Origin of the sequence: Kineosporia rhizophila (assembly GCF_021277265.1) — a bacterium.
GTDB lineage: Bacteria > Actinomycetota > Actinomycetes > Actinomycetales > Kineosporiaceae > Kineosporia > Kineosporia rhizophila.
Map to the genome: position 1 here is coordinate 170,291 of NZ_JAJSOH010000016.1, position 20,877 is coordinate 191,167.

10 protein-coding genes and 1 pseudogene are annotated in these 20,877 nt (G+C 70.6%); 6 read left to right on the forward strand and 5 right to left on the reverse strand.

Annotated features, from left to right (window positions below):
• Positions 1–653 precede the first annotated feature (653 nt).
• A pseudogene (locus LWF15_RS38200) lies at positions 654–1,388 on the reverse strand (flavin-containing monooxygenase); the annotation flags it as partial.
• A gap of 127 nt (positions 1,389–1,515) precedes the next feature.
• Between LWF15_RS38200 and LWF15_RS22330 the strand changes: the two are divergent.
• The 6 genes from LWF15_RS22330 to LWF15_RS22355 are packed head-to-tail and all read left to right on the forward strand — an operon-like array spanning position 1,516 to position 8,886.
• The gene (locus LWF15_RS22330) at positions 1,516–2,586 is read left to right on the forward strand and encodes a FecCD family ABC transporter permease (protein WP_232812843.1); all 1,071 of its coding nucleotides are present in this window, start codon (positions 1,516–1,518) and stop codon (positions 2,584–2,586) included.
• Positions 2,583–3,647: a FecCD family ABC transporter permease gene (locus tag LWF15_RS22335; RefSeq protein ID WP_232812844.1), complete on the forward strand. Its 1,065-nt coding sequence runs from the start codon at positions 2,583–2,585 to the stop codon at positions 3,645–3,647. Before LWF15_RS22330 ends, LWF15_RS22335 begins: the two co-directional genes overlap by 4 nt.
• Positions 3,644–4,528, forward strand: coding sequence for an ABC transporter ATP-binding protein (locus LWF15_RS22340; RefSeq protein ID WP_232812845.1), 885 nt, complete (start codon positions 3,644–3,646; stop codon positions 4,526–4,528). Before LWF15_RS22335 ends, LWF15_RS22340 begins: the two co-directional genes overlap by 4 nt.
• A complete protein-coding gene (locus LWF15_RS22345; protein ID WP_232812846.1) occupies positions 4,525–5,403 on the forward strand; it encodes a siderophore-interacting protein in 879 nt (292 codons plus the stop codon). The genes LWF15_RS22340 and LWF15_RS22345 overlap by 4 nt, the downstream gene beginning before the upstream one ends.
• A 2-nt stretch (positions 5,404–5,405) precedes the next feature.
• Positions 5,406–7,139: an ABC transporter transmembrane domain-containing protein gene (locus LWF15_RS22350; RefSeq protein ID WP_232812847.1), complete on the forward strand. Its 1,734-nt coding sequence runs from the start codon at positions 5,406–5,408 to the stop codon at positions 7,137–7,139.
• Positions 7,132–8,886: an ABC transporter ATP-binding protein gene (locus tag LWF15_RS22355; RefSeq protein WP_232812848.1), complete on the forward strand. Its 1,755-nt coding sequence runs from the start codon at positions 7,132–7,134 to the stop codon at positions 8,884–8,886. The genes LWF15_RS22350 and LWF15_RS22355 overlap by 8 nt, the downstream gene beginning before the upstream one ends.
• Before the next feature lie 11 nt (positions 8,887–8,897).
• Here the strand turns inward: LWF15_RS22355 and LWF15_RS22360 are convergent, their stop codons facing one another.
• From LWF15_RS22360 to LWF15_RS22375, 4 genes are all read right to left on the reverse strand, one after another.
• Positions 8,898–10,535 carry a (2,3-dihydroxybenzoyl)adenylate synthase gene (locus LWF15_RS22360; protein ID WP_232812849.1) on the reverse strand — a complete coding sequence of 546 codons (1,638 nt, stop codon included), beginning with the start codon at positions 10,533–10,535 and terminating at the stop codon, positions 8,898–8,900.
• A 5-nt stretch (positions 10,536–10,540) separates the two neighbouring features.
• Positions 10,541–10,948 carry an aspartate 1-decarboxylase gene (panD, locus tag LWF15_RS22365; RefSeq protein WP_232812850.1) on the reverse strand — a complete coding sequence of 136 codons (408 nt, stop codon included), beginning with the start codon at positions 10,946–10,948 and terminating at the stop codon, positions 10,541–10,543.
• A 55-nt stretch (positions 10,949–11,003) separates the two neighbouring features.
• A complete protein-coding gene (locus tag LWF15_RS22370) occupies positions 11,004–11,243 on the reverse strand; it encodes an MbtH family protein (protein ID WP_232812851.1) in 240 nt (79 codons plus the stop codon).
• A gap of 51 nt (positions 11,244–11,294) precedes the next feature.
• Positions 11,295–20,877 (reverse strand): non-ribosomal peptide synthetase (locus tag LWF15_RS22375; RefSeq protein ID WP_269810617.1); only part of this gene is annotated, 9,583 nt, incomplete at its 5' end.

Consider the following 20,877-nt stretch of genomic DNA (forward strand, 5'->3'; position numbering starts at 1 on the left):
ACGGGCGCACGAAGCCGATGAAGGCGACCTTGCCGTCGTGGTCGGGGTGCAGGAAGTGCTTTGTACAGGTTGCGGACGTTGCCGTCCTCGACGTCGAGGTCGCCGACCCGCAGGTCGCGGTGGTAGCCGGTGCACAGCACGACCGCGTCGTACTCGGCCGAGGCGCCGTCGCGGAAGTGCACGGTGGAGCCTTCGGACCGGGCCAGGCCGGCGTCGTTCACCACCACCTTGCCGCTGGCGATGCTGGGCAGGAAGCTGACGTTCTTGCAGAAGATCCGGCGCGGGCTCCAGCTGCCGTCGGGGTGGGACTTCTCGTTCCACTCGGTCATCAGGATCCAGTTGGTGTCGTCCTCGACCGTGCCCAGGTCCATCTTCTCCGGCTCGATCGACTCGCCCATCGGGTTCAGCGGCTGCAGCTTGCGCCGCCCCGGCCGGAAGCGGTTGCGCACGTTGTCAACGTCCTCGCCGAGCGCCGAGACCAGGCCCAGGACGACCGAGACCAGCCCGAAGAAGGCTTTGGCGAAGCGGTTACGGCCCCAGAAGGTCTGGTAGACCAGAGGACGCCGGGTGGCCCGGTCGTACATCTCGTAGTGGTGTGAGCGGGTGGTCAGGTTGTCGGTGGTGCGGTGGTCGTCCACGATGCGGGGCAGCAGGTAGCTGTACGAGCGGATCGCCAGCGTGGTCGCCGCGGCGCTGTCACCCACCTCACGCACGATGTCGGCGCCGGACTCGGCCAGGCCGACCACCAGCACCCGCTTGCCCCGGAATCGTTCCGCGTTGCGGTATTCCGCGGAGTGCACGATCTCGCCGGTGAAACCGGCCAGCTCGGGGATGTCGCGGTTGGGGGTCTTGAACGGGCCCGAGCAGATCGCGACGGCGTCGAACCTCTCGGTGCTCTCGACCCCCTCCCGGCGGGTGGTGACCAGGTAACCGCCTGCCTCGCGCCGGATGTCGCGGACCTCGGACCCGAACCGGATCAGTTCGTCCAGGCCGAAGTACTGGGCGTAGTCGACCAGGTAGTCGAGGTACTGCTGGCGCGTGAAGAACTTGCGGCCACCCTTGAACGGGAAGTCCGAATAGGCCATCAGCCGCATGGAGATGGTCAGCCGCAGATGGTCGAAGGCCTTGGTCTTCGTGCCGTCGTCGCCCTCCCGCAGCCAGATCCCGCCCAGGTCGGCGTTCTGGTCGAAACAGACCACCTCGTGCCCCTCGTCGCGCAGTTGCTTGACCGTGGTCAGACCGCACGGGCCCGCCCCTACGACGCACACCCTCATTGACCGTCCCTCTCGTCGTTCACCGGTAAGGGAGGTAAGGCTTACCTTACTTGGACGAACCCACACAAGAGGTTCGAACGGGCAACTTTCGGGCTTGCTGGCAGCTTGTGCCATTCGCGAAGATAGGTGAGCCTAACCTCACCTGCGGGCTCCTGGTCAATGATCCGCTCTTGGGTAAGCTGAGCCTGTCCTAACCTGCCGAATGTCCTTGTGAATGTCCTGTCAATGTCTGGGGAGAGCCATGTCTGACGCCGTGACGCGCGCTGCGTCGCGCCCAGTCGCCGCACTCCCCGACCAGACGGTCTCTCGGGCAGCCCTGCAGCGCCGGCGCGCGGCCGGGTTCGTGGTTCTGCTCGCCGCCCTGGTGCTGGTCTGCCTGCTGAGCCTGGCCGTCGGCTCCAATCCCCTCTCGTTCCCGCAGGTCTGGGCCGGGCTACGGGCGCACGACAACTCCGAGCCGGCGCTGATCGTCTGGACGCTGCGGATGCCGCGCACCCTGCTGGGCATCCTGACCGGCGCCGCCTTCGGCGTGGCCGGAGCCCTGATCCAGGCCCTCACCCGCAACCCGCTGGCCGATCCCGGCATCCTCGGCGTCAACGCCGGCGCGGGGTTCGCGGTCACCCTGGGCGTAGGCCTGTTGGGGCTCAACGACATCTCCGGCTACGTCTGGTTCGCCTTCGCCGGCGCGGCCGCGGCCACCGTGCTGGTCTACCTGATCGGCTCGGCCGGGCGCGGTTCGGTGGCGCCCGAGACCCTGGTGCTGGCCGGGGTGGCCCTGAACGCAGTGCTGGGCGGCGTGACCAACTTCCTCACCCTGATCGACGAACAGACCTTCGAAGCGCTGCGCAACTGGGGGCTCGGCTCGATCGCGGCCACCAACAGCGAAGACGCCGTGCAGGTGGCGCCGTTCATCGGGGCCGGCCTGCTGATCGCGATCGCCCTGTCCGGTTCGCTGAACTCCATCGCCCTGGGCGACGACCTGGCCGCCTCCCTCGGCACCCGGGTCCAGCGCACCCGCGTGCTCGGGGTCGTCGCGGTCACCCTGCTGGCCGGCGGGGCCACCGCCCTGACCGGCGGCATCGCCTTCGTCGGGCTGATGGTGCCGCACGTGGTGCGCTGGTTCACCGGGCCCGACCAGCGCTGGATCATCCTGTACTCCGCACTGGCCGCACCGGTCCTGGTGCTGGCGGCCGACGTGCTCGGGCGGGTGCTCGACCGTCCCGGTGAGGTGCAGGTCGGGATCGTCACCGCAGTGATCGGCGCGCCGGTGCTGATCGCCCTGGTGCGCCGGCGGAATGCGAGTGGGCTGTGAGCGTCGACTTCGGCTACGCCGGAACAACTCTGCGCGGCCGGTGGTTCTCGGTGCGCTTCGGGCTGCGCCTGATCACCGTCTCGCTGGTGCTGTTCACGGCCGCCGTCCTGATCTCGGTGCTGGCCATCACCATCGGCGACTTCCCCCTCACCGTCGAACAGGTGCTCACCGCCCTGACCGGCGGCGGCGAGTCGTTCCCGCGCACCGTGGTGCTGGAGTGGCGCCTGCCCATCGCGATCTCGGCCGTGCTGTTCGGTGCGCTGCTCGGTTTCAGCGGGGCGGTCTTCCAGTCCCTGACCCGCAATCCGCTCGGCTCGCCCGACGTGATCGGGTTCGACGCCGGCGCCTACACCGCGGTCGTGATCACCATGCTGGTGCTCGGCTCGCGCAGCTACTGGTCGATGGCCGCCGCCTCCACCGTGGGCGGGCTGGTCACCGCGGCGGTGGTCTACTTCCTGGCCTACCGGCGCGGCATCCAGGGCTTCCGGCTGATCATCGTCGGCATCGGCGTCTCGGCCATGCTGGGCTCGGTCAACGCCTACCTGATCTCACGGGCCAGCATCGACGACGCGATGGCGGTCGGGTTCTGGAGCGCCGGCTCGATCGCCCGGGTCACCTGGGACAGCCTGCTGCCCTCGCTGGTCCTGACCGTGCCGATCGTCGGTGCGGCACTGGTTCTGGCCCCGGCGCTGCAGCGCCTGGAACTGGGCGACGACGCCGCGGTCACGCTCGGCACCCGGCCCACCCCGGCCCGGCTCGGCCTGATGATCACCGCGGTCGCCGCCGTGGCCGCGGTGACCGCCGCGGCCGGGCCGATCGGCTTCATCGCCCTCACCGCGCCGCAACTGGCCCGGCGGCTGACCCGCTCGGCCGGGGTGAGCCTGCTGGCCGCCTCCGGCATGGGGGCCGCCCTGCTGGCCTGCGCGCACCTGGCCTCCCTGCTGATCGCCCAGGTGTACCGGCCGATCCCGGTCGGGTTGCTCACCGTCTGCCTGGGCGGGCTGTACCTGATCTGGCTGCTGATCCGAGAGACCCGCCGACAGTACGGAACCGTGCGATGACCACCACCGACTCACCCACCCAGGCCACCGCCCGCACTCGTCTGCAGGTAGACCAGGCAACCATCGGCTACGACCGGCGGGTCATCTCCCAGCAGCTCTCGGTCGTGGTCCCCGACCAGTCGTTCACCGCCATCATCGGGCCCAACGGCTGCGGAAAGTCCACCCTGCTACGCACTCTGGCCCGGGTTCTCACACCCAGCCAGGGGCAGGTGCTGCTCGACGGGCGCACGATCAGTGCGTACAAGTCCAAGGAGGTGGCGCGCCGGCTGGGGCTGCTGCCGCAGACCTCCCTGGCCCCGGAGGGCATCCGGGTGGCCGACCTGGTCGCCCGCGGCCGGGCCCCCTACCAGAGCCTGATCCAGCAGTGGCGGGCCAGCGACGAGGAGGCGGTCGCCGGGGCCCTGGCCGCCACGCACCTCAGCGACCTGTCCGGCCGGCTGGTCGACGAGCTGTCCGGCGGCCAGCGTCAGCGGGTCTGGGTGGCCATGCTGCTGGCCCAGGACACCCCGATCCTGCTGCTCGACGAGCCGACCACCTTCCTCGACATCGCCCACCAGTACGAGCTGATGGAGCTGTTCCGGACCCTGCACGACGAGGGCAAGACGATCGTCACCGTGCTGCACGACCTGAACCAGGCCGCCCGCTACGCCGACCACCTGATCGTGATGCGCGACGGGCGGGTGGTCACCACCGGGGTGCCGGCCGACGTGATCACCCCCGACCTGGTCGAGGAGGTCTTCGGCCTGCGTGCCCTGGTCGTCCCCGACCCGGTCACCGGCACTCCCTCGGTCGTCCCGCTGGACCCGCGCCGCGCCGCGGTCCGGCCGGTCGAGCCCGACCAGCCCGAAAATCCCACCCCAGAGACGAAGGACGTGCGATGACCGCCCGTGAGTTCGGAGCCTTCACCGGACAGAACCTGACCGGCAAGCTGCAGTTCAGCTGGATGGAGAGGATCGACAGCCGCGACGTGCAGGTGGTCCGGTTCGAGGACGTCACCCCCCGCTACCGCCGCGTGGTGGTGGGCGGCGAGTCCCTGGCCGACTTCCCCTGGGCCCACTTCTCCGCGCCCGATCACGTCAAGGTCTTCTTCCCCCACCCGGAATCGGGCGAGCTGGTCTCGTCCCGGCAGGGCGAGGACGAGTGGTACGTCACCGGCGGCAGCACCGACCCGATCCACCGCGACTACACCGTGCGCGCCTTCGACGCCGAGAAGCAGGAGCTGACGCTCGACTTCGTCGTGCACGACCACGGGGTCGCCGGGCGCTGGGTGGCCGACGTCAAGGTCGGTGACCCGCTGGTGCTGAACGGGCCGAGCGCCAACTGGCTGCTGCCCGAGAACTACCCGCACTTCCTGGCCCTGGGCGACGAGCCCGCGCTGCCGGCGATCGCCCGGATCATCGAGGAGGCCCCGGCCGGCTCCCGGGTCACCGCCCTGATCGAGGTGCAGGACGCCTCCGACGAGCAGCCGCTGTCGGGGAAGGCCGACCTCGACCTGCGCTGGATCCACCGCAGCACCGCCCCGGTGGGCGAGGGCGACCTCAGCCCGCTCGAGACCGCGCTGCGGGCGCTCGACCTGCCCGAGGACCGGAGCACGGTGTTCGTGTTCGCGGCCGGGGAGACCAACCGGATCAAGCCGATCCGCCGCTACCTGCGCCGTGACCTGGGCCTGCCCAAGGAGCAGCTGATCGTCGACGGGTACTGGAAGCAGGGCGTGGTCAACTTCGACCACCACGACAACGAACTCGACGAAGACTGAGCGTGCCGGCCGAAACCCGCTTCGGACTCTTCGAGGCCCCCGAGAGACCCGACGCCGAGCCGAGTCTGCAGGTCGATCCGACCTGGTCGCCGACCCGGCTGCAGATCGCGATCATCGCGTCGGTGTGGAAGTACGCACTGACCGGCTTCGGGCTGCTGACCGTGTTCAACGTGGCCAACGTGCTGCTGCCGGTCGCGGTGGGTCGGCTGATCGACGCGGTGGTCGCCCCCCTGGCCGGGGGCGCCCGCTTCGATCAGGTCTCCGGTGCGCTGACCACCTGGGTCGCGGCCATCGTGGGCACGTACGTCCTGATCAACGTGGGTTACCGGCTCGGCGGCCGGGCCGGGTGGTACGGGGTTCAGCGGGCCCAGTTCGAACTTTCCCAGCTGACCCTGTCCCGCCTGCTCGACGAACGTGACCTGGGTGCCTCGTCCCAGCCGCCCGGGCGTCTGCTGTCCCTGGCCACCTCCGACGCCCGGCGCGCCTGTCAGTCCGTCTACGTCTCGGTCTATCCCCCGGCCGAGGTGGTCGGGCTGGTCACGGCCGCCGCCGTCCTGGTCACCATCCACCCCCTGCTCGGCCTCGGCGTGATCGTCGCCATGCCCGTGGCCCTGGTCGCCATGCACTTCGTGGCCGCCCCGCTGCGGCGGCGCAGCGAGGCCGAACAGGCCGAACTCGCCGACGCGGCCGCCGCCGCGGCCGATCTCGTGGCCGGCTACCGGGTGATCCGGGGCCTGCACGCCCAGGACACCGCCACCCAGCGATACCGCAAGGTCAGCCGCGGGGCGCTGCGCGCCACGATCGCCGCCCGCTACGCGGAGGCCGGTTTCCACGGTGCGTCGGTCATCGTCGGGTACCTGTTCGCCGCAGGGGTGACCACCGCCGCCGGGCTGCTCGCTCTCGACGGGCAGCTGACGGTCGGGCAGTTCGTCAGCGTCTCCTCCGTCGCCGTCACCCTGATCGATCCGCTGCACTCGCTGATCGGCACCCTGGGAAGTCTTCTGGCCATGTCCCAGGCCTCGGCCAAGCGACTGCTGGACCTGCTGTCCACCACCCTGCCGCCCGCCGCCCGCCCGGCCGCGAAGGCCGAGTCCGGGCCGGGAGTGCGCGCTCTCGTCGTGGACCAGGTGCCGCTGGGCGAGAACGTGAAGCTGACCGAGTGCGTCAAACCGGGCGAGTTCGTGGTCCTGGACCTGCCTCCCTCGGCCCGCACCGCGCTCAGCGACGCCCTGGCCCTGCGATCGGCACCCGGCTCCGGCAGCATCACCTTCGCCGGCTCCCCCCTGGCCGACCTCGACCCCGCCGTGCGCGCCGAGATGCTCGTGGCCCCCCACACTCCGGCCCTTCTGCCTGGTTCGGTGCTGGACAACGTGCGCGCCACCGGCGACGACCCGGTCGGGCAAGACGTGGCGCTGGCCGCCCTCGGCGTGGCCGCGCTGAAGGAGGAGGAGCTTCCCGAGGGGTACCACACGGCAGCCGGTTACGGCGGCTGGCAGTTGTCCGGCGGCCAGCGCCAGCGCATCGCCCTGGCCCGCGCGGTCGCCGCCGAACCGGAACTGATGGTTCTGGACGATCCCACGTCCTCGGTCGACGCGGTCACCGAGCAGGCCGTCGCCGCGGCCCTGCGCGCGCACCGCGACGGGCGGGCGACCGTCGTGCTGACCTCGGCACCCGCCTTCCGTACGGTGGCCGACCGGGTCATCACCCTCGAGCAGGAGCAGACCGTCGATGCCTGAACCACTTCCGGTCGCCCCCGGCCGGGTCGTCGCCGCGCATCTGTGGGGCGTGCTGGCCGGCCGGCGCCTGCGGCTGGCCGGCATCCTGGCGCTGATCGTCGCCGAGGCGGCCACCGGCCTGGTGTTCCCGCTGGTGGTGGGCCGACTCGTCGACACCGTCGGCGACTGGGCCGGCCGGGGCGTCCCGGCGGCGTTCTGGTGGCAGGTCTCGCTCCTGGCCGCCTCCGCCGTCGCCACCGCGGCCCTGTCGCTGGTGGCGGCGATGGCCCTGGCCCGGGTCGCCGAGACGGTGATCGCCGAACTGCGCGAGCAGTACGTGAGCGCTGCCCTGGCTCTGCCCCGCGCAACGGTGGAGGAGGCCGGGGTCGGCGACGTGGTCACCCGGGCCTCCGACGACGTCGGCCAGGTCTCCGAGTCCCTGCCCGACGTCGTGCCCCAGGTCTGTCTGTCGGTGTTCACCCTGGCCCTGGCCGGGGCCGGACTCACCGCGCTGAACGCCTGGTACCTGGCCGGTTTCGTGCTGACCATCCCGTTCTACGTGGTCGCGGTGCGCTGGTACCTGCGCCTGGCCCCCGGCGTCTACCTGGCCGAGCGCACCGCCCAGTCGGACCGTGGGGAAGAGGTGCTCGGCACCCTCACCCAGGTTCCGACCGTCACCGCGCACCGGCTGCAGCGCCGGCAGCTGGCCCGGATCGAGAACGGCAGCTGGCAGGTGGTGCGCTGGGCCATGCGCACCCGGATCGTGCAGAACCGGCTGTTCGGCCGGCTCAACGTGACCGAGGCGATCGGCCTGCTGGCGGTGCTGGGCATCGGCATCTGGCTGGCCGCCCGCGGCGAGAGCACCACCGGTCAGGTCACCGCGGCCACGCTGCTGTTCCTGCGCGCCGCCGCCCCGATCGAGAGCCTGCTGTTCGTCATCGACGAGCTCCAGTCCGGCGTCGCGGCCCTGGGCCGCATCATCGGCGTGATCCGCACCCACACCCCCGCCGCCGAGGAGCGCCACACCGCCGACGGTCCGGGCCCGGTCGTGGCCCTGCAGGACGTGAGCTTCGCCTACCGGCCCGGGCGCCCGGTGCTCGAGGGCGTCCGGGCCGACATCGAGGCCGGAAAAGTGCTGGCCGTGGTCGGTTCCACCGGTTCCGGCAAGTCCACCCTGGCCTCCCTGGTCGCCGGGGTGCACCAGCCGGGCGCCGGCTCGATCACCCACCGGCTGCCGAACGAGCAGGTCGTCACCGTCACCCAGGAGACCCACGTCTTCTCCGGCACCCTGCGCGACAACCTCACCCTGGCCGTCCCCGGGGCCGACGACGAGCAGGTCCTGGCCGCCCTCGAGAAGGTCGGCGCCGGGCCCGTCCTGGCCATGCTGCCGGAGGGGCTGGACACCGAGGTGGGCGACGGCGGGCACGACCTGAGCGCCGCGCACGCCCAGCACCTGGCCCTGGCCCGGCTCGTCCTGGCCGATCCAGCCCTGGTGATCCTGGACGAGGCCACCGCCGAGGCGGACAGCGCCGAGGGCGACCGGCTGGACCGGGCCGCGAGCGCGGTCGTCGAGGGCCGGGCCGCGCTGGTCATCGCCCACCGGCTGTCGCAGGCGCGCCAGGCCGACCGGATCCTGGTGCTCGAGGCCGGGCAGCTGGTGGAGTCCGGGGCGCACGACGAGCTGGTGGCGGCCGGCGGCCGCTACGCGAAGCTGTGGAGCGCGTGGGAAAACGGAAGGGCGGCGGCACCTTCGGCGCCGCCGCCCTGACCCGCACCCGGTTACGCCTGGGCGCGCTGCAGACGTTTACTGACCTTGCCGATCGCGGTCTGCGGGAACTCGGTGACGATCTCCAGCGCGTCCGGCAGCTTGTAGGCAGCCAGGCCGCGCTCGCGCAGGTAGCCGCGGATCACGCCCAGATTCACCTTCCCGGCGTCCTGACGCAGGATCACGTAGGCCTTCACCCGCTCGCCGAGCAACCGGTCCTCGACCCCGACCACCGAGGCGTCGTACACGGCCGGGTGGCCCAGGATGAAGTTCTCCACCTCTTCCGGGGCGACCTTCTCACCGCCCCGGTTGATCTGGTCCTTCGAGCGGCCGACGACGCTCAGGTAGCCGAGCTCGTCCTGCTGGACGATGTCACCGGTGCGGTAGAAGCCGTCCTCGGTGAAGCTGCGGGCGTTCTGCTCGGGCGCCCGGAAGTAGCCCCGGATCGTCGTCGGGCCGCGGGTCAGCAGGTGGCCCGGCGTTCCCCGGGGCACCTCGTTGCCCTCGTCGTCCAGCACCAGCAGCTCGTCGCCGGGTGAGATCGGCCGGCCCTGACAGGTCAGGCTCCGCTCCTCGTCGACGTCGAGCGGGTTGTAGTTGACCAGGCCCTCGGCCATCCCGAAGCCCTGCTGCAGCACGACGTCCAGCTCGGGCCGCACCCGGCGGGCCGCCTCGGCGCTCAGCCGGGCCCCGCCCACGTGCAGGCTCTCCAGGCTGGAGAGGTCGTAGCGTTCCTTCAGCGAGGAGTTCAGCCAGGCCAGCACGATCGGCGGGACCACCGAGGACTGGGTGATCCGGTGCTCCTCGATCAGCGGGAACACGCTGTCCGGGCTGCCGTTGGGGGCCAGGACCACGGTGCCGCCGACCGCCAGCACGCCCAGGAAGCCGGGCGAGCGGGCCGACATGCTGTGGCAGACCGGCACCGCGATCAGCTGCACCGTGCTCTCGCTGATGCCGCACAGCGGGATGCTCTGGCGCACCGAGTGCAGGTACGTCTCGTGCGTGTGCGGGATCATCTTGGGCTGGCCGGTGGTGCCCCCGGACAGCTGCAGCAGCGCGACGTCCGAGGCGACGGCCCGGCGTTCGTGCGGCAGCGGCTCGGAGGCCAGCAGCCGCTCCAGCGCCTCTCCCCCACCCTGGGGGTCGAGCACGATGGTGTGCCGCAGGACCGGCCAGGCCTCCTTGAGCTCCGCGGCCAGGGCAGCCAGGTCGGCGCCGTCGTGCCGGGAGACCGTGACGTAGGCACTGGCCTCGGCCACCCGGACGAAGTGCTCGATCTCGGTGCGCCGGTGGGCGGCCGGGGCGAACACCGGCACCGCCCCGATCTCCCAGCACGCGTAGACGAACTCGACGAACTCGGGGATGTTCGGCAGGTGCACCACGACCCGGTCGCCCCGGCGCACGCCCAGGTCGCTCAGCCCGGCCGCGATCCGCAGGATGCGCCCGGTGAGTTCACCGTAGGTGCGCCGGGTCTCCCCGGCCACGATCGCGGTCTTGTCGGGCAGCCGGGCGGCCGACTCGAACAGCGGCTCGGCCATGGTCTGGTCGGTCCAGTACCCGGCGCTGCGGTAGTGCGCGGCCAGGTCTTCCGGGTAGGGCACGAAACCCTCGAGCACCAGCGGGTCCCGAGGGCCCAGCGGGGCCAGGCTCATCGCGGTTACCGCGTGGCGAGCTGGTCGACCGCACCCGGGACCGGCTGCGCGGGGTCGCTGCCCAGCTCGACGATCCGGTTGGCCGCGTCCACGTGCACCACCCGGGGCCGGTGGGTGAGCAGCTCGGCGTCGTCCACCTGGACGTACGAGATGATGATGACCAGGTCGTCCGGCTTCACCAGGTGCGCGGCGGCGCCGTTGATGCAGATCTGGCCGGAGCCGGAGGCCCCGGTGATCACGTACGTCTCGATCCGCGCGCCGTTGGTGATGTCGACGATCTGCACCTTCTCGCCCTCGACCAGGCCGGCCGCCTCGAGCAGGTCGGAGTCGATCGTGACCGAGCCGACGTAGTGCAGGTCGGCCTGGGTGACGGTGGCGCGGTGGATCTTCCCACCGAGGACCGTGCGCAGCATGTGAACTCTCTCTTCCGCTGGATGTTTCGGCTGAACTCGGGTACCGCCGGACGAGCTACGCGCCGGCCTTCTCGTGCTCGGCCACGAAGTCGCGCAGCGACTTGGGCCGCAGGTCCTTCCAGGTCGCATCGATCCAGTCGATGACCTCCTGACGGCCGGCCCCCGCGGGAGCGCCGTAGGCGATGCTCCAGCCGCCCGGCACCGGCCGGAAGGTCGGCCAGAGCGAGTACTGCTCCTCGTGGTTGACCAGCGCGAAGAAGGTTCCGCTGTCGTCGTCGAAGGGGTTCGTGGCCATCTGCGCCTCCATGTTTCGGTCGATGGGTCTCGTCGATCGGATGCCTAGAACTTAGGACAGCCTAACCTCATTTGAGAAGGCTTCGTGCAGTGCTGTCTCGATCACTTCCTGCGCCCGGGCGGAGAAACCGAGCAGCGACACCAGGCCGGCCTCGGTCCCACCGTGCACGCGGACCACGGCGCGGTACTGGCGCTCGAGACCCTCGCGCAACTGGGGGCCGTCGCCGTGGAGCCGGGTGACCAGCACCGGCGGCAGCGGCATCTTGCGCAGGGCCCGACGTCCGGCGCGGTTGTGGAAGCGCAGCAGCGGGTACTGCTCCGGCTGCAACGCATCGCCCGTCGTCGCGACACCCGCCGGGCTGGTGGCGGTGAAGGGGCCCACCAGAGCCGGTACCGCGCCCGTCAGGCGCACTTCCGTGTCGTACGTGAGCTCCGGTGCGTATTTCCGCCCGTACTCGGCCAGGGCGGCGTACACCCGCTCCAGCACCTGATCGACCGGGCGCGGGGCTGCGAGTTCGATCTGCGCGAACCCGGCGGCGTCCCAGGTGTCCGGGAACTCACTGCCGGCCGGCTTGAGTCGCTGGACCCATGCGGCCGTGGCGCCCGCATCCTCCTGCTCCCCGGCCGCGTCGATCTCGTGAAGCGCGGTCGCCAGCGAGATCTCCGGACTCCCGCTGCCAAGAGCCTGTCCCAGCTGCGTGATCAGGGTGTGGACGCCGAGGCGGTCCGCCGCCGCGGCATGGACGGCCAGGACCAGGGTGGTCGCGTCCTGGCCGGGTACGGCGACCAGCGCCACGGGTAGCCCTTGTTCGACGTGGATCTGCTGCAGGGCCAGCGAGCGGGCCTCGGCCTCGGACTCGCCCGCCACGAACTGAGCGGCAGGATCGGCGAAACCAACGGGCATGATCTCGGACAGCCACAGCCGCTTGTTCATGGTCGAGACCCGCAGCCGCAGGGCATCGACGGCCGCCACCAACTCGACGAAGGCCGACCGGATCTGCGCGGACGGTACCGCCGGAACCGTCAGGCACTCGGTGTAGACCCACGCGTCCGGCGCCTCCCCCGACTCGCGCAGTCTTTCCAGCACGGTCGAGGGCGGAAGCGTCACCGGTTCCTGCACCACCGCAGCGGCCTGCTCCTGCAGCACCTCGTCGTGCAGCCGGGCCAGGTGCTCGATCGTGCGCAGTTCGAACATGTTCCGCACCGAGACGGACAGCTCCCGCCGGATGGCCTGAGCCACTACCCGGGCCGCGAGGATGCTGTCACCGCCCAGCCGGAAGAAGTCGTCCTCGACCGAGACCGCGGTGCCCTCCGGCAACCGCAGGACGTCGGAGAAGATGCCGGCCAGAGCGAGTTCGGTCTCGGACGCCGGGGCCCGGCCCGCACCGCCGGCCGCGGCCAGGTCCGCCACCGGCAGGGCCCGACGGTCGAGCTTGCCGTTCACCGTGACCGGGAACGCGTCCAGGGGCAGGAACACGGCCGGGACCATGTAGTCCGGCAACATCCCGGTGGCGTGCGTCCGCACCGCCTCGAGGTCGGAGACAGCGCCGGTGAGGTACGCCGCCAGGTACTTCCCGCCCGCCGGATGATCGAAAGCCAGCACAGCGGCCGCGCTCACGTCCGGGTGCGACTCCAGCACGTTGCGGATCTCGTCCAGCTCGATCCGGAAACCGCGCACCTTCACCTGGTCGTCGGCCCGGCCCAGGTACTCCAGCTGGCCGTCGTCGCTCCAGCGCACCAGGTCGCCCGTGCGGTACAGGCGCCCGCCGTCGGCGCTGAACGGGTCGGCCACGAACCGCTGGGCGCTCAGACCGGCCCGGCCGACATAGCCGTCCGCAATCTGCGCCCCGCCCAGGTAGAGCTCCCCGACCACGCCCGGCCCGACCGGCCGCAGCCACGAGTCCAGCACCATGACGGACGTGTTCCACACCGGACGGCCGATCGGCACCGTCTCGGCATCCGGTTTCAGGCCGGTCAACGCGAAACCGACCGTCTCCACAGCAGCTTCGGTGGGTCCGTAGGTGTTCCAGACGTTGACGCCCGAACCGTCCAGGCTGCGGGCCAGGCCGGTGGGCAGGACATCGGATCCCAGTGAGAGATGCCGCAGCCGTGAGGCCGCCGGGTCGAACCCGGCCGCGGTGATCGCCTGGAACACCACCGGGACGAACTCCGCGAAGCCGATCGGCTCCGAACCCAGGATGCCGGCCAGGTACTCGACGTCCTTGTCGCCCCCCGGCCGGATCAGGCGCACCGCAGCACCCACCGTCAGCGGCCAGAAGAACTCGGGTACCGACACGTCGAAACCGGCAGAGCTCTTCTGCAGCAAGCGGTCCCCCGCCTGCAGCGGGAACACGCCCTGGCGCCAGGCGATCAGGTTCACGATCGCCCGATGGCTGACCGCCACCCCCTTGGGCCGGCCCGTCGTGCCGGACGTGAAGATCACGTAGGCGGTGTCCAGCTCCGACACCACACGTGACAACACCGGGACCTCAGCGGTCCCCGAAACGACCTGGACGACGTCCTCAATCAAAAGGACCGGGGTGGCATCCTCGACAATGGCCGCCACCCGCTCGGCCGGGTACTCCGGGTCGATGGGCACATAGGCGGCACCCGCTCGCAGCACCGCCGCGAGCGTCACCACCAGATCGACCGAGCGGGGCAACCTGACCGCCACCCGGTCGCCCACCTGGACGCCGCGATCCATCAGCACCCGGGCCACCGCGTTCACCCGGGCGTCGAACTCCGCGTAGGTCAGCTCGTTGCCCTGGTCGTCGACCACCGCAGTGCCGGCCGGAGTCGCCTCAACCTGCCTGCGCACCAACGCATCCAGCGTCAGGGCGGGCACAGCCACCTCGGGCCCGGCCTGCCAGCCGAGCACATCCGCCCGGTCGCGCTCGGGCAGGAGCACCAGATCCGAGACGCGCTGCTCCGGATCCGCCGCGATCCCCTGCAGCACAGCCGTGAACACGTCGACGAACCGGTCCAGCGTGGCCCGGCCGAACACGTCCGGGCGGTACTCCAGAGCGAGGTCGAGTCCGGCCGCCTCTGGGCCGGGGTTGACCGCGAGAGTGAGCGGGTAGTGCGTGGAGTCGCGACCAGACAGCTCGCCGATGCGCAGCCCGGCCCGCTCCTGCGCCTGCTCCAGCTGCTCCTCGTCGTAGGGGTAGTTCTCGTACACCACCAGGGTGTCGAACAGCTGGTCGTGGCCGGTGAGCCGGTGCAGCTCGGTGAGCGGGGTGTGGTGCTGCTCCAGCAGCCGCGTCTGGCGGTCCTGGACCTGACGCAGAAGCTCTCTCAGCGTCGGGTTTCCGGCCAGGCCGACCGGCACCGGGATGGTGTTGATGAACAGGCCCACGGTGTCTTCCACACCGGGCACGTCGGCCGGCCGGCCGGACACGGTGACACCGAACACCACGGTGTCCTGGCCGGTGAACGCGTTCAGGAAGACCGCCCAGGCGGCCTGGACGAGAGAGCTCACGGTGGCCCCGGCGTCCTTTGCGGTCGCACTCAACGCCGCCGTGGTGGCCGGGTCGAGGGCGAAGGACACCTCCTCGGGGAAGACCGAGACGTCCTGAGGTGCGTCCGGGGCCAGGAACGTGGGTTCTTCCACGTCCGCCAGCTCCTGGGCCCAGACTCGCGCCGACGCCTGCCGGTCTCGCGAGCCCAGCCAGGCCAGGAACCGCGCGTAGGTGGGATCGGGCTCCACCCGGGCCCCGGGGTCCTGGTAGGAGTCGACCAGGACCTCCACCAGCCGCGGGATCGACCACCCGTCCACCAGGGCGTGGTGGATCGTCCAGATCAGCGCCTGCCGCCCGGGAGCCGTGGTGACCAGGCTGACCCGCATCAACGGCGCTGCCGCCAGGTCGACCGGCCGGGCCCGGTCACGGTCGGCGACACTCTCGACGCCTTCACCGGGTGCGCTCACGACGTCGAGTTCGAGGTGCACGGCGGCCGGGACGACGGCCACGAACTCACCCGAGCCGGCTGCGACCATGGCGGCCCTCAGGTTCGGGAACCGCACCAGCACCCGGTCCAGAGCCTGCTGCAGGCGGGCCGGGTCGACCTCACCATCGATCTGCAGCACGGTCTGGGTGACGTAGACGTCAACGGCATCACCGCCGAGCAGAGACTCGAACACCAGCCCCTGCTGGAGCGGCGTCAGCGGCTGGACGTCGGTCAGCTCCCCGTAACGGGCCTCCCACTCGTCGATATCGCCCTGGCTGAGGCCGGCCAGCGTGAGGTCGGAGGGCGAACGCCGCACCCGGGTGCTGCTGAGCGCGTGGTCACGCAGCCCGGCCAGCGCCTGAGACCAGAGCTCGGCCAGTTCCTGCACGTCCGCCTCGTCCACGATGCCGGTCGCGAACTCGAAGGACCCGTCCAGAACCAGGCCGTCGGCACCGGGGACCGCCGCGACGTTGATGTCGATGACGGCGGGCAGTGGCAGTTCGGGCGCGGTGTAGCCGCCGAATCCGACGTCTTCCCAGTCCTTCTCCTCGGCAGATCCGCTCCCGAACTGGCCGAGGTAGTTGAAGGCGATCTGCGGAACATTGCCGTGTACCTCGGGCAGCAGACCGTAGCCGATGCCTCGGTCGGGCACCTGGCGCAGCTGCTCCTTGACCCGTAGCACCGCATCTGCAACCCGTGTCGGATCAACGTCTTCCAGATCCAGGGCGACCGGGTACCAAGACGTGAACCAGCCCACGGAGCGCGAAAGATCGCTGCCCGGGACCAGTGCCTGCTCGCGCCCGTGGCCTTCCAGTCCGATCAGGGCCCGGCGGTGCTCGACGCCTCGTCGGGCTCGCCACGCCGCGACCGCGATCGCCAGGGCCCCGAGCAGCACATCGTTGACCTCGGCCGACAGCACGTGCGGAACCTGGGTCAGAACGGCCTGTGTCACATCGTCCGGCACCGAGACCCGCACGGTCCCAGCCGTGGCCACGGTGTCCTGCGGGCTGATCGGCCGGGACCCGATCAGCGGTTCCTCCCCCGAGACGACGGCCGTCCAGAACTCGGCCTGTCCGGCGACGTCCCGGGCGAGCGTTCTCAACGCATGCGACCAGGTGGCCAGGCCCGTTCCGGCTGGCCACATGGGCTCGTTCGTGCGGCCCGTCTCAAGTTCCCAAGCGTGGCGCAAGTCTTCACCGAGCACCCGTCCGGAGACCCCGTCCGCGACCAGGTGGTGCACCACCAGCAGCAGCCGATCGCCGAACCAAGCCACCCGCCAGAGCACGCCGGCCTGAACGTCCAGTTGCTCGGCCAGTTCCCGGGTCACCGAGTCGATTGAGGACGTCTGCCCGCGGGTAAGGCGCTCAGCAACACCTTCGGGGTTGCTGGGTTGCGTCTCGAACCGCCACTGCCCGTCCACCTTGACCAGTCGCCCGCCCAGTGCCGGATGGTTGGCCACCACCCGCTGGAGCACCCGGACGAGCACGTCCTCGCTCAGCCCGACCGGCGTCACCCAGGTGAACGACTGCGAGAACGACCCGAAGCCGGGCTGGTCCACCCAGCGCTCCGCGATCGGCAACAGCTGCGCCCCGGACACCTCCGCGAGCGCCGCCTGAGGCTCGGCGTCGGTATTCCGCTGCTCGACCAGCCGGGCCAGCGCTCCGATGGTTCGGGCGGTGAACACCTCCGCCGGCGTCAGCGAAAGCCCCTGTCGCCTGGCCGCGGACACCACCTGAATGGACAGGATGCTGTCCCCGCCCAGCCGGAAGAAGTCGTCGTCCACCGACAGCGTGGTGCCTTCGGGCAGTCGCAGGACGTCGGCGAAGACCTGGGCCAGAACGCTTTCGGTAGCAGTGGACGCCACTCGGCCGGTCCCGCCGGAGGTGCCCAACTGGGGTGCGGGCAGGGCACGACGGTCGAGCTTTCCGTTGACCGTGGTCGGCAGCGTGTCCAGCACCGTGAACGCGGTCGGGACCATGTAGTCCGGCAACCGTTGAGCCGAATACTCCCTGACCTCGTCGACCGAGCCGCTCGTGGTCAGGTACGCGGCCAGGAACTTCCCGCCCGCGGGGTGCTCGAGCGCCACGACGGCTGCGGCCTTCACCTGGGGGTGGGATTCGAGGACGTTGCGGATCTCGTCGAGCTCGATGCGGAAGCCGCGGATCTTGACCTGATCGTCCGCCCGGCCGAGGTATTCGAGCTCGCCTCGCCCGTTCCAGCGCACAAGGTCACCTGTGCGATACAGCCGAGTTCCGTCCTCAGCCGCCACAAAACGAGACGCGGTCAGAGCAGGCTGGCCCAGATAGCCGTGGGCAAGCTGGACACCACCGAGATAGAGCTCCCCCACCACACCAGGCCCGACCGGGCGCAGCCACGAATCCAGAACCACCGTGGTGGTGTTCAGCACCGGACGGCCAATCGGCACCACGGCCGTGTCACATGAACCAACCGGCTGCGCTGTGACGTCAACAGCGGCTTCGGTGGGCCCGTACAGGTTGTGCAGACTGGCGTTACTGAACAAGGCATCCGCCTGAAGTGCCGCCGCAGCCGGCAGGGCTTCACCCGAGAAGAACACCTGCCGCAGCGAGGTCAGCCTGGAAGGATCAGGGTCGGAGGCCAGGAACGCGGCCAGCATGGAGGGCACGAAGTGCGCCACGCTCACCCGCTGAGCCTCGATCACCTCCGCCAGGTAGACCGGGTCCTTGTGCCCACCATCACGCGCCACCACCACGGTCGCGCCGGTGATCAGCGGCAGGAAGAACTCCCACACCGAGACGTCGAACCCGTCCGGGGTCTTTTGCAGGATCCGGTCAGAGGCGGTGATCTGGTAGTCGTCCCGCATCCACAGCAGCCGGTTCACGATGGCTTCGTGGCTGACCGCGACGCCCTTGGGCCGGCCCGTGGTGCCCGAGGTGAAGATGACGTAGGCGGTGTCAGAGCCAATTAAAGGACGATTGACAACACCGGTTTCGGTGTCGGGAAGCTCTGCGTCCACCCGCAGCACGGGCACTTCAGCGTCGTACGCCCGGTCCGTGACCAGCAGGCTCGGTGTGGCATCGACCAGGATCGCCGCCACTCGCTCGGCTGGGTACTCCGGGTCGATCGGCACATAGGCAGCCCCTGCCCGCAGAACCGCCGCCAAAGTGACCACCAGATCGCCCGAGCGCGGCAACAACACCGCAACCCGGTCCCCAGTCCGAACACCACCGGCAATCATGACCACGGCCAAAGCATTCACCCGACCGTCGAACTCGGCGTACGAGAGCTCGACACCCAGGTCGTCCACCAGAGCCGTGCCAGCCGGCGTAGCCGCCACCTGAGCCCGCAGCAGGTCGTCCAGAGTCACCCTGGGAACGTCCGCGGTCGTGCCCGCCTGCCAGCCCACGACATGCGCCTGATCCTCGGCGGGCAGCAGGTCCAGGTCGGCGAGCCGCTGGTCCGGGGTCTCGGCGATGGCGGTGAGGACGGTGGTGAGGACCTGGGTGAAACGGTGGGCGGTGCTGTGGTCGAGGACGTCGGTGGCGTAGCTGACCAGGCCCTGGAGCTGAACGGTGTCGTCCTCCAGGTACAGGTCGAGGTCGGTCTTGACCGCTGCCAGGGTCTCCTCGGCCGGCACCACGGTGACACCGGGCAGGTCCAGGCCCTGGCCCGGTTCCTCGACGTAGTGGGTGAGCATGATCTGGAACAGGGGGTTGCGGTTGGCCGCCCGCTCCGCCCCGGCGGCCTTCGTGATCTCCTCGAACGGTGCGCCCTGATGAGCCAGCCCGTCCAGAACCGTCTGCCGGGTGAGGCGCAGCAGGTCGCTCATCGTGTGCGCCGGATCCAGGTGGTTGCGGAAGGGCAGGGTGTTGACGAAGTACCCGACCATGTCCTCCAGCCCGTCCTGGGTACGCCCGCCGACCGGCGAGCCGATCACCACGTCGTCCCCGGCCCCCAGGACCGAGGCGGTGACGGCGGTGGCCGCCTGGGCGATCACGAACATGGAGACGCCCTGGTCGGCCGCCACCCGACGCAGGCCGGCGACCGTGTTGGCGTTCACAGTGAAGGCCAGGTCCACGCCGTGGTGGCTCGGGGTCGTCGGGCGGGCCCGGTCCAGGGTGATCGTGGACTCCGCCGGGGCATCGGCCAGGACCTCCCGCCAGTAGCCCAGATCGCCGGCCAGCAACGACTGCGGGTCGTCCGGGTTGCCGAGGACGGTCCGCTGCCAGAGCGCGTAGTCGGCGTACTGCACGGACAACGGCTCCCAGCCCGGCGCCTGCCCAGCCACGCGCGAGCGGTAGGCGCTGGCCAGGTCACCGAGCAGAGACGGGAACGACCACTCGTCCACCGCGTGGTGGTGCGCCGCCAGCACGAAAACCCACTCAGCGACGTCCACCCGCAGCAACGAAGCCCGCACCGGCAGGTCGACGGCGAGGTCGAACCGGTGCTGGACGACCTCGGCCACGCGCGTGGGCACGGCGTCGGCCGGAACGTCCGCTTCGATCGCGAAGGGCAGGTCTGCGACGGCCCGCTCGGCGGGGACGACGATCTGGTGCAGTTCGCCCTCGTCCTCGACGATGAGCGTCCTCAGCGATTCGTGACGCACCACCACGTCCCCGACCGCGTTCCGCAGAGCGTCCTCGTCCAGCTCGCCGGTCAGCCGGAGCACGGTCGGCACCACGTAGCGACCGCCGGGCCCGCCCAGCTGCTCGATCAGCCACAGCGACTGCTGCCCGTAGGAGACCGGGATCCGTTCGGGCCGGGTCAGCTCGCCCACTCGCGGCCCGTCCGGCCTCTGGACGGCCTGACGCTCATCCACGATGGCCGCCAGAGCGGCGACGGTGGGGGCCTCGAACACCTCGCGCAGGGTCAGCGCGCTGCCGAGCAGGGAGTTGGCCCGGGCCACGACCCGGGTGGCCAGGAGCGAGTGACCACCCAGGCGGAAGAAGTCGTCCTCCACCGAGAACTCGGCCTCGGCGGGCAATTGCAGGACGTCGGTGAAGACTTCCGCGAGCGCAGTCTCGGTCGGTGTGGCGGCGGCGCGGCCCGGACCTGAGGTCAGCTCCGGCAGCGGCAGGGCCCGGCGGTCGAGTTTGCCGTTCACGGTGACCGGGAAGGCGTCCAGGGCGATGAAGGCCGTGGGCACCATGTACTCCGGCAGGATGCTCACGGCGTGAGCACGCAGGGCATCGACGTCGGGGGCAGCACTGGTGGGGCCGGTGACGTAAGCAGCCAGATACTTGCCACCCGCCGGGTGGTCGAACGCCAACACCGCAGCCGCGCTCACGTCCGGGTGCGACTCCAGCACGTTGCGGATCTCGTCCAGCTCGATCCGGAAACCGCGCACCTTCACCTGGTCGTCGGCCCGGCCCAGGTACTCCAGCTGCCCGTCCTCGCTCCACCGCACCACGTCACCCGTGCGATAGAGGCGGGAGCCGTTCTCCCCAGCGACAAAGCGAGCCGCCGTCAGGGCAGGTTGGCCCACATACCCGTCTGCGACCTGCACGCCACCGAGGTAGAGCTCCCCCACCACACCCGGTCCCACCGGACGCAGCCAGGAATCCAGCACCACCACATTCGTGTTCCACACCGGACGACCGATCGGAACCGTGTCCGCATCCGGCCCCAGGCCCTCCAGCGCGAAACCGACGGTCTCCACAGCTGCTTCGGTGGGACCGTACGTGTTCCACACGTTGATGCCCGAACCGTCC

What these genes read in the sequence shown, in the direction of transcription:
- LWF15_RS22370 (WP_232812851.1), bottom strand. Translation starts at nt 11,243, where the DNA reads ATGGCCACGAACCCCTTCGACGACGACAGCGGAACCTTCTTCGCGCTG.
- LWF15_RS22345 (WP_232812846.1), top strand. Translation starts at nt 4,525, where the DNA reads ATGACCGCCCGTGAGTTCGGAGCCTTCACCGGACAGAACCTGACCGGC.
- LWF15_RS22355 (WP_232812848.1), top strand. Translation starts at nt 7,132, where the DNA reads ATGCCTGAACCACTTCCGGTCGCCCCCGGCCGGGTCGTCGCCGCGCAT.
- LWF15_RS22340 (WP_232812845.1), top strand. Translation starts at nt 3,644, where the DNA reads ATGACCACCACCGACTCACCCACCCAGGCCACCGCCCGCACTCGTCTG.
- panD (WP_232812850.1), bottom strand. Translation starts at nt 10,948, where the DNA reads ATGCTGCGCACGGTCCTCGGTGGGAAGATCCACCGCGCCACCGTCACC.
- LWF15_RS22330 (WP_232812843.1), top strand. Translation starts at nt 1,516, where the DNA reads ATGTCTGACGCCGTGACGCGCGCTGCGTCGCGCCCAGTCGCCGCACTC.
- LWF15_RS22360 (WP_232812849.1), bottom strand. Translation starts at nt 10,535, where the DNA reads ATGAGCCTGGCCCCGCTGGGCCCTCGGGACCCGCTGGTGCTCGAGGGT.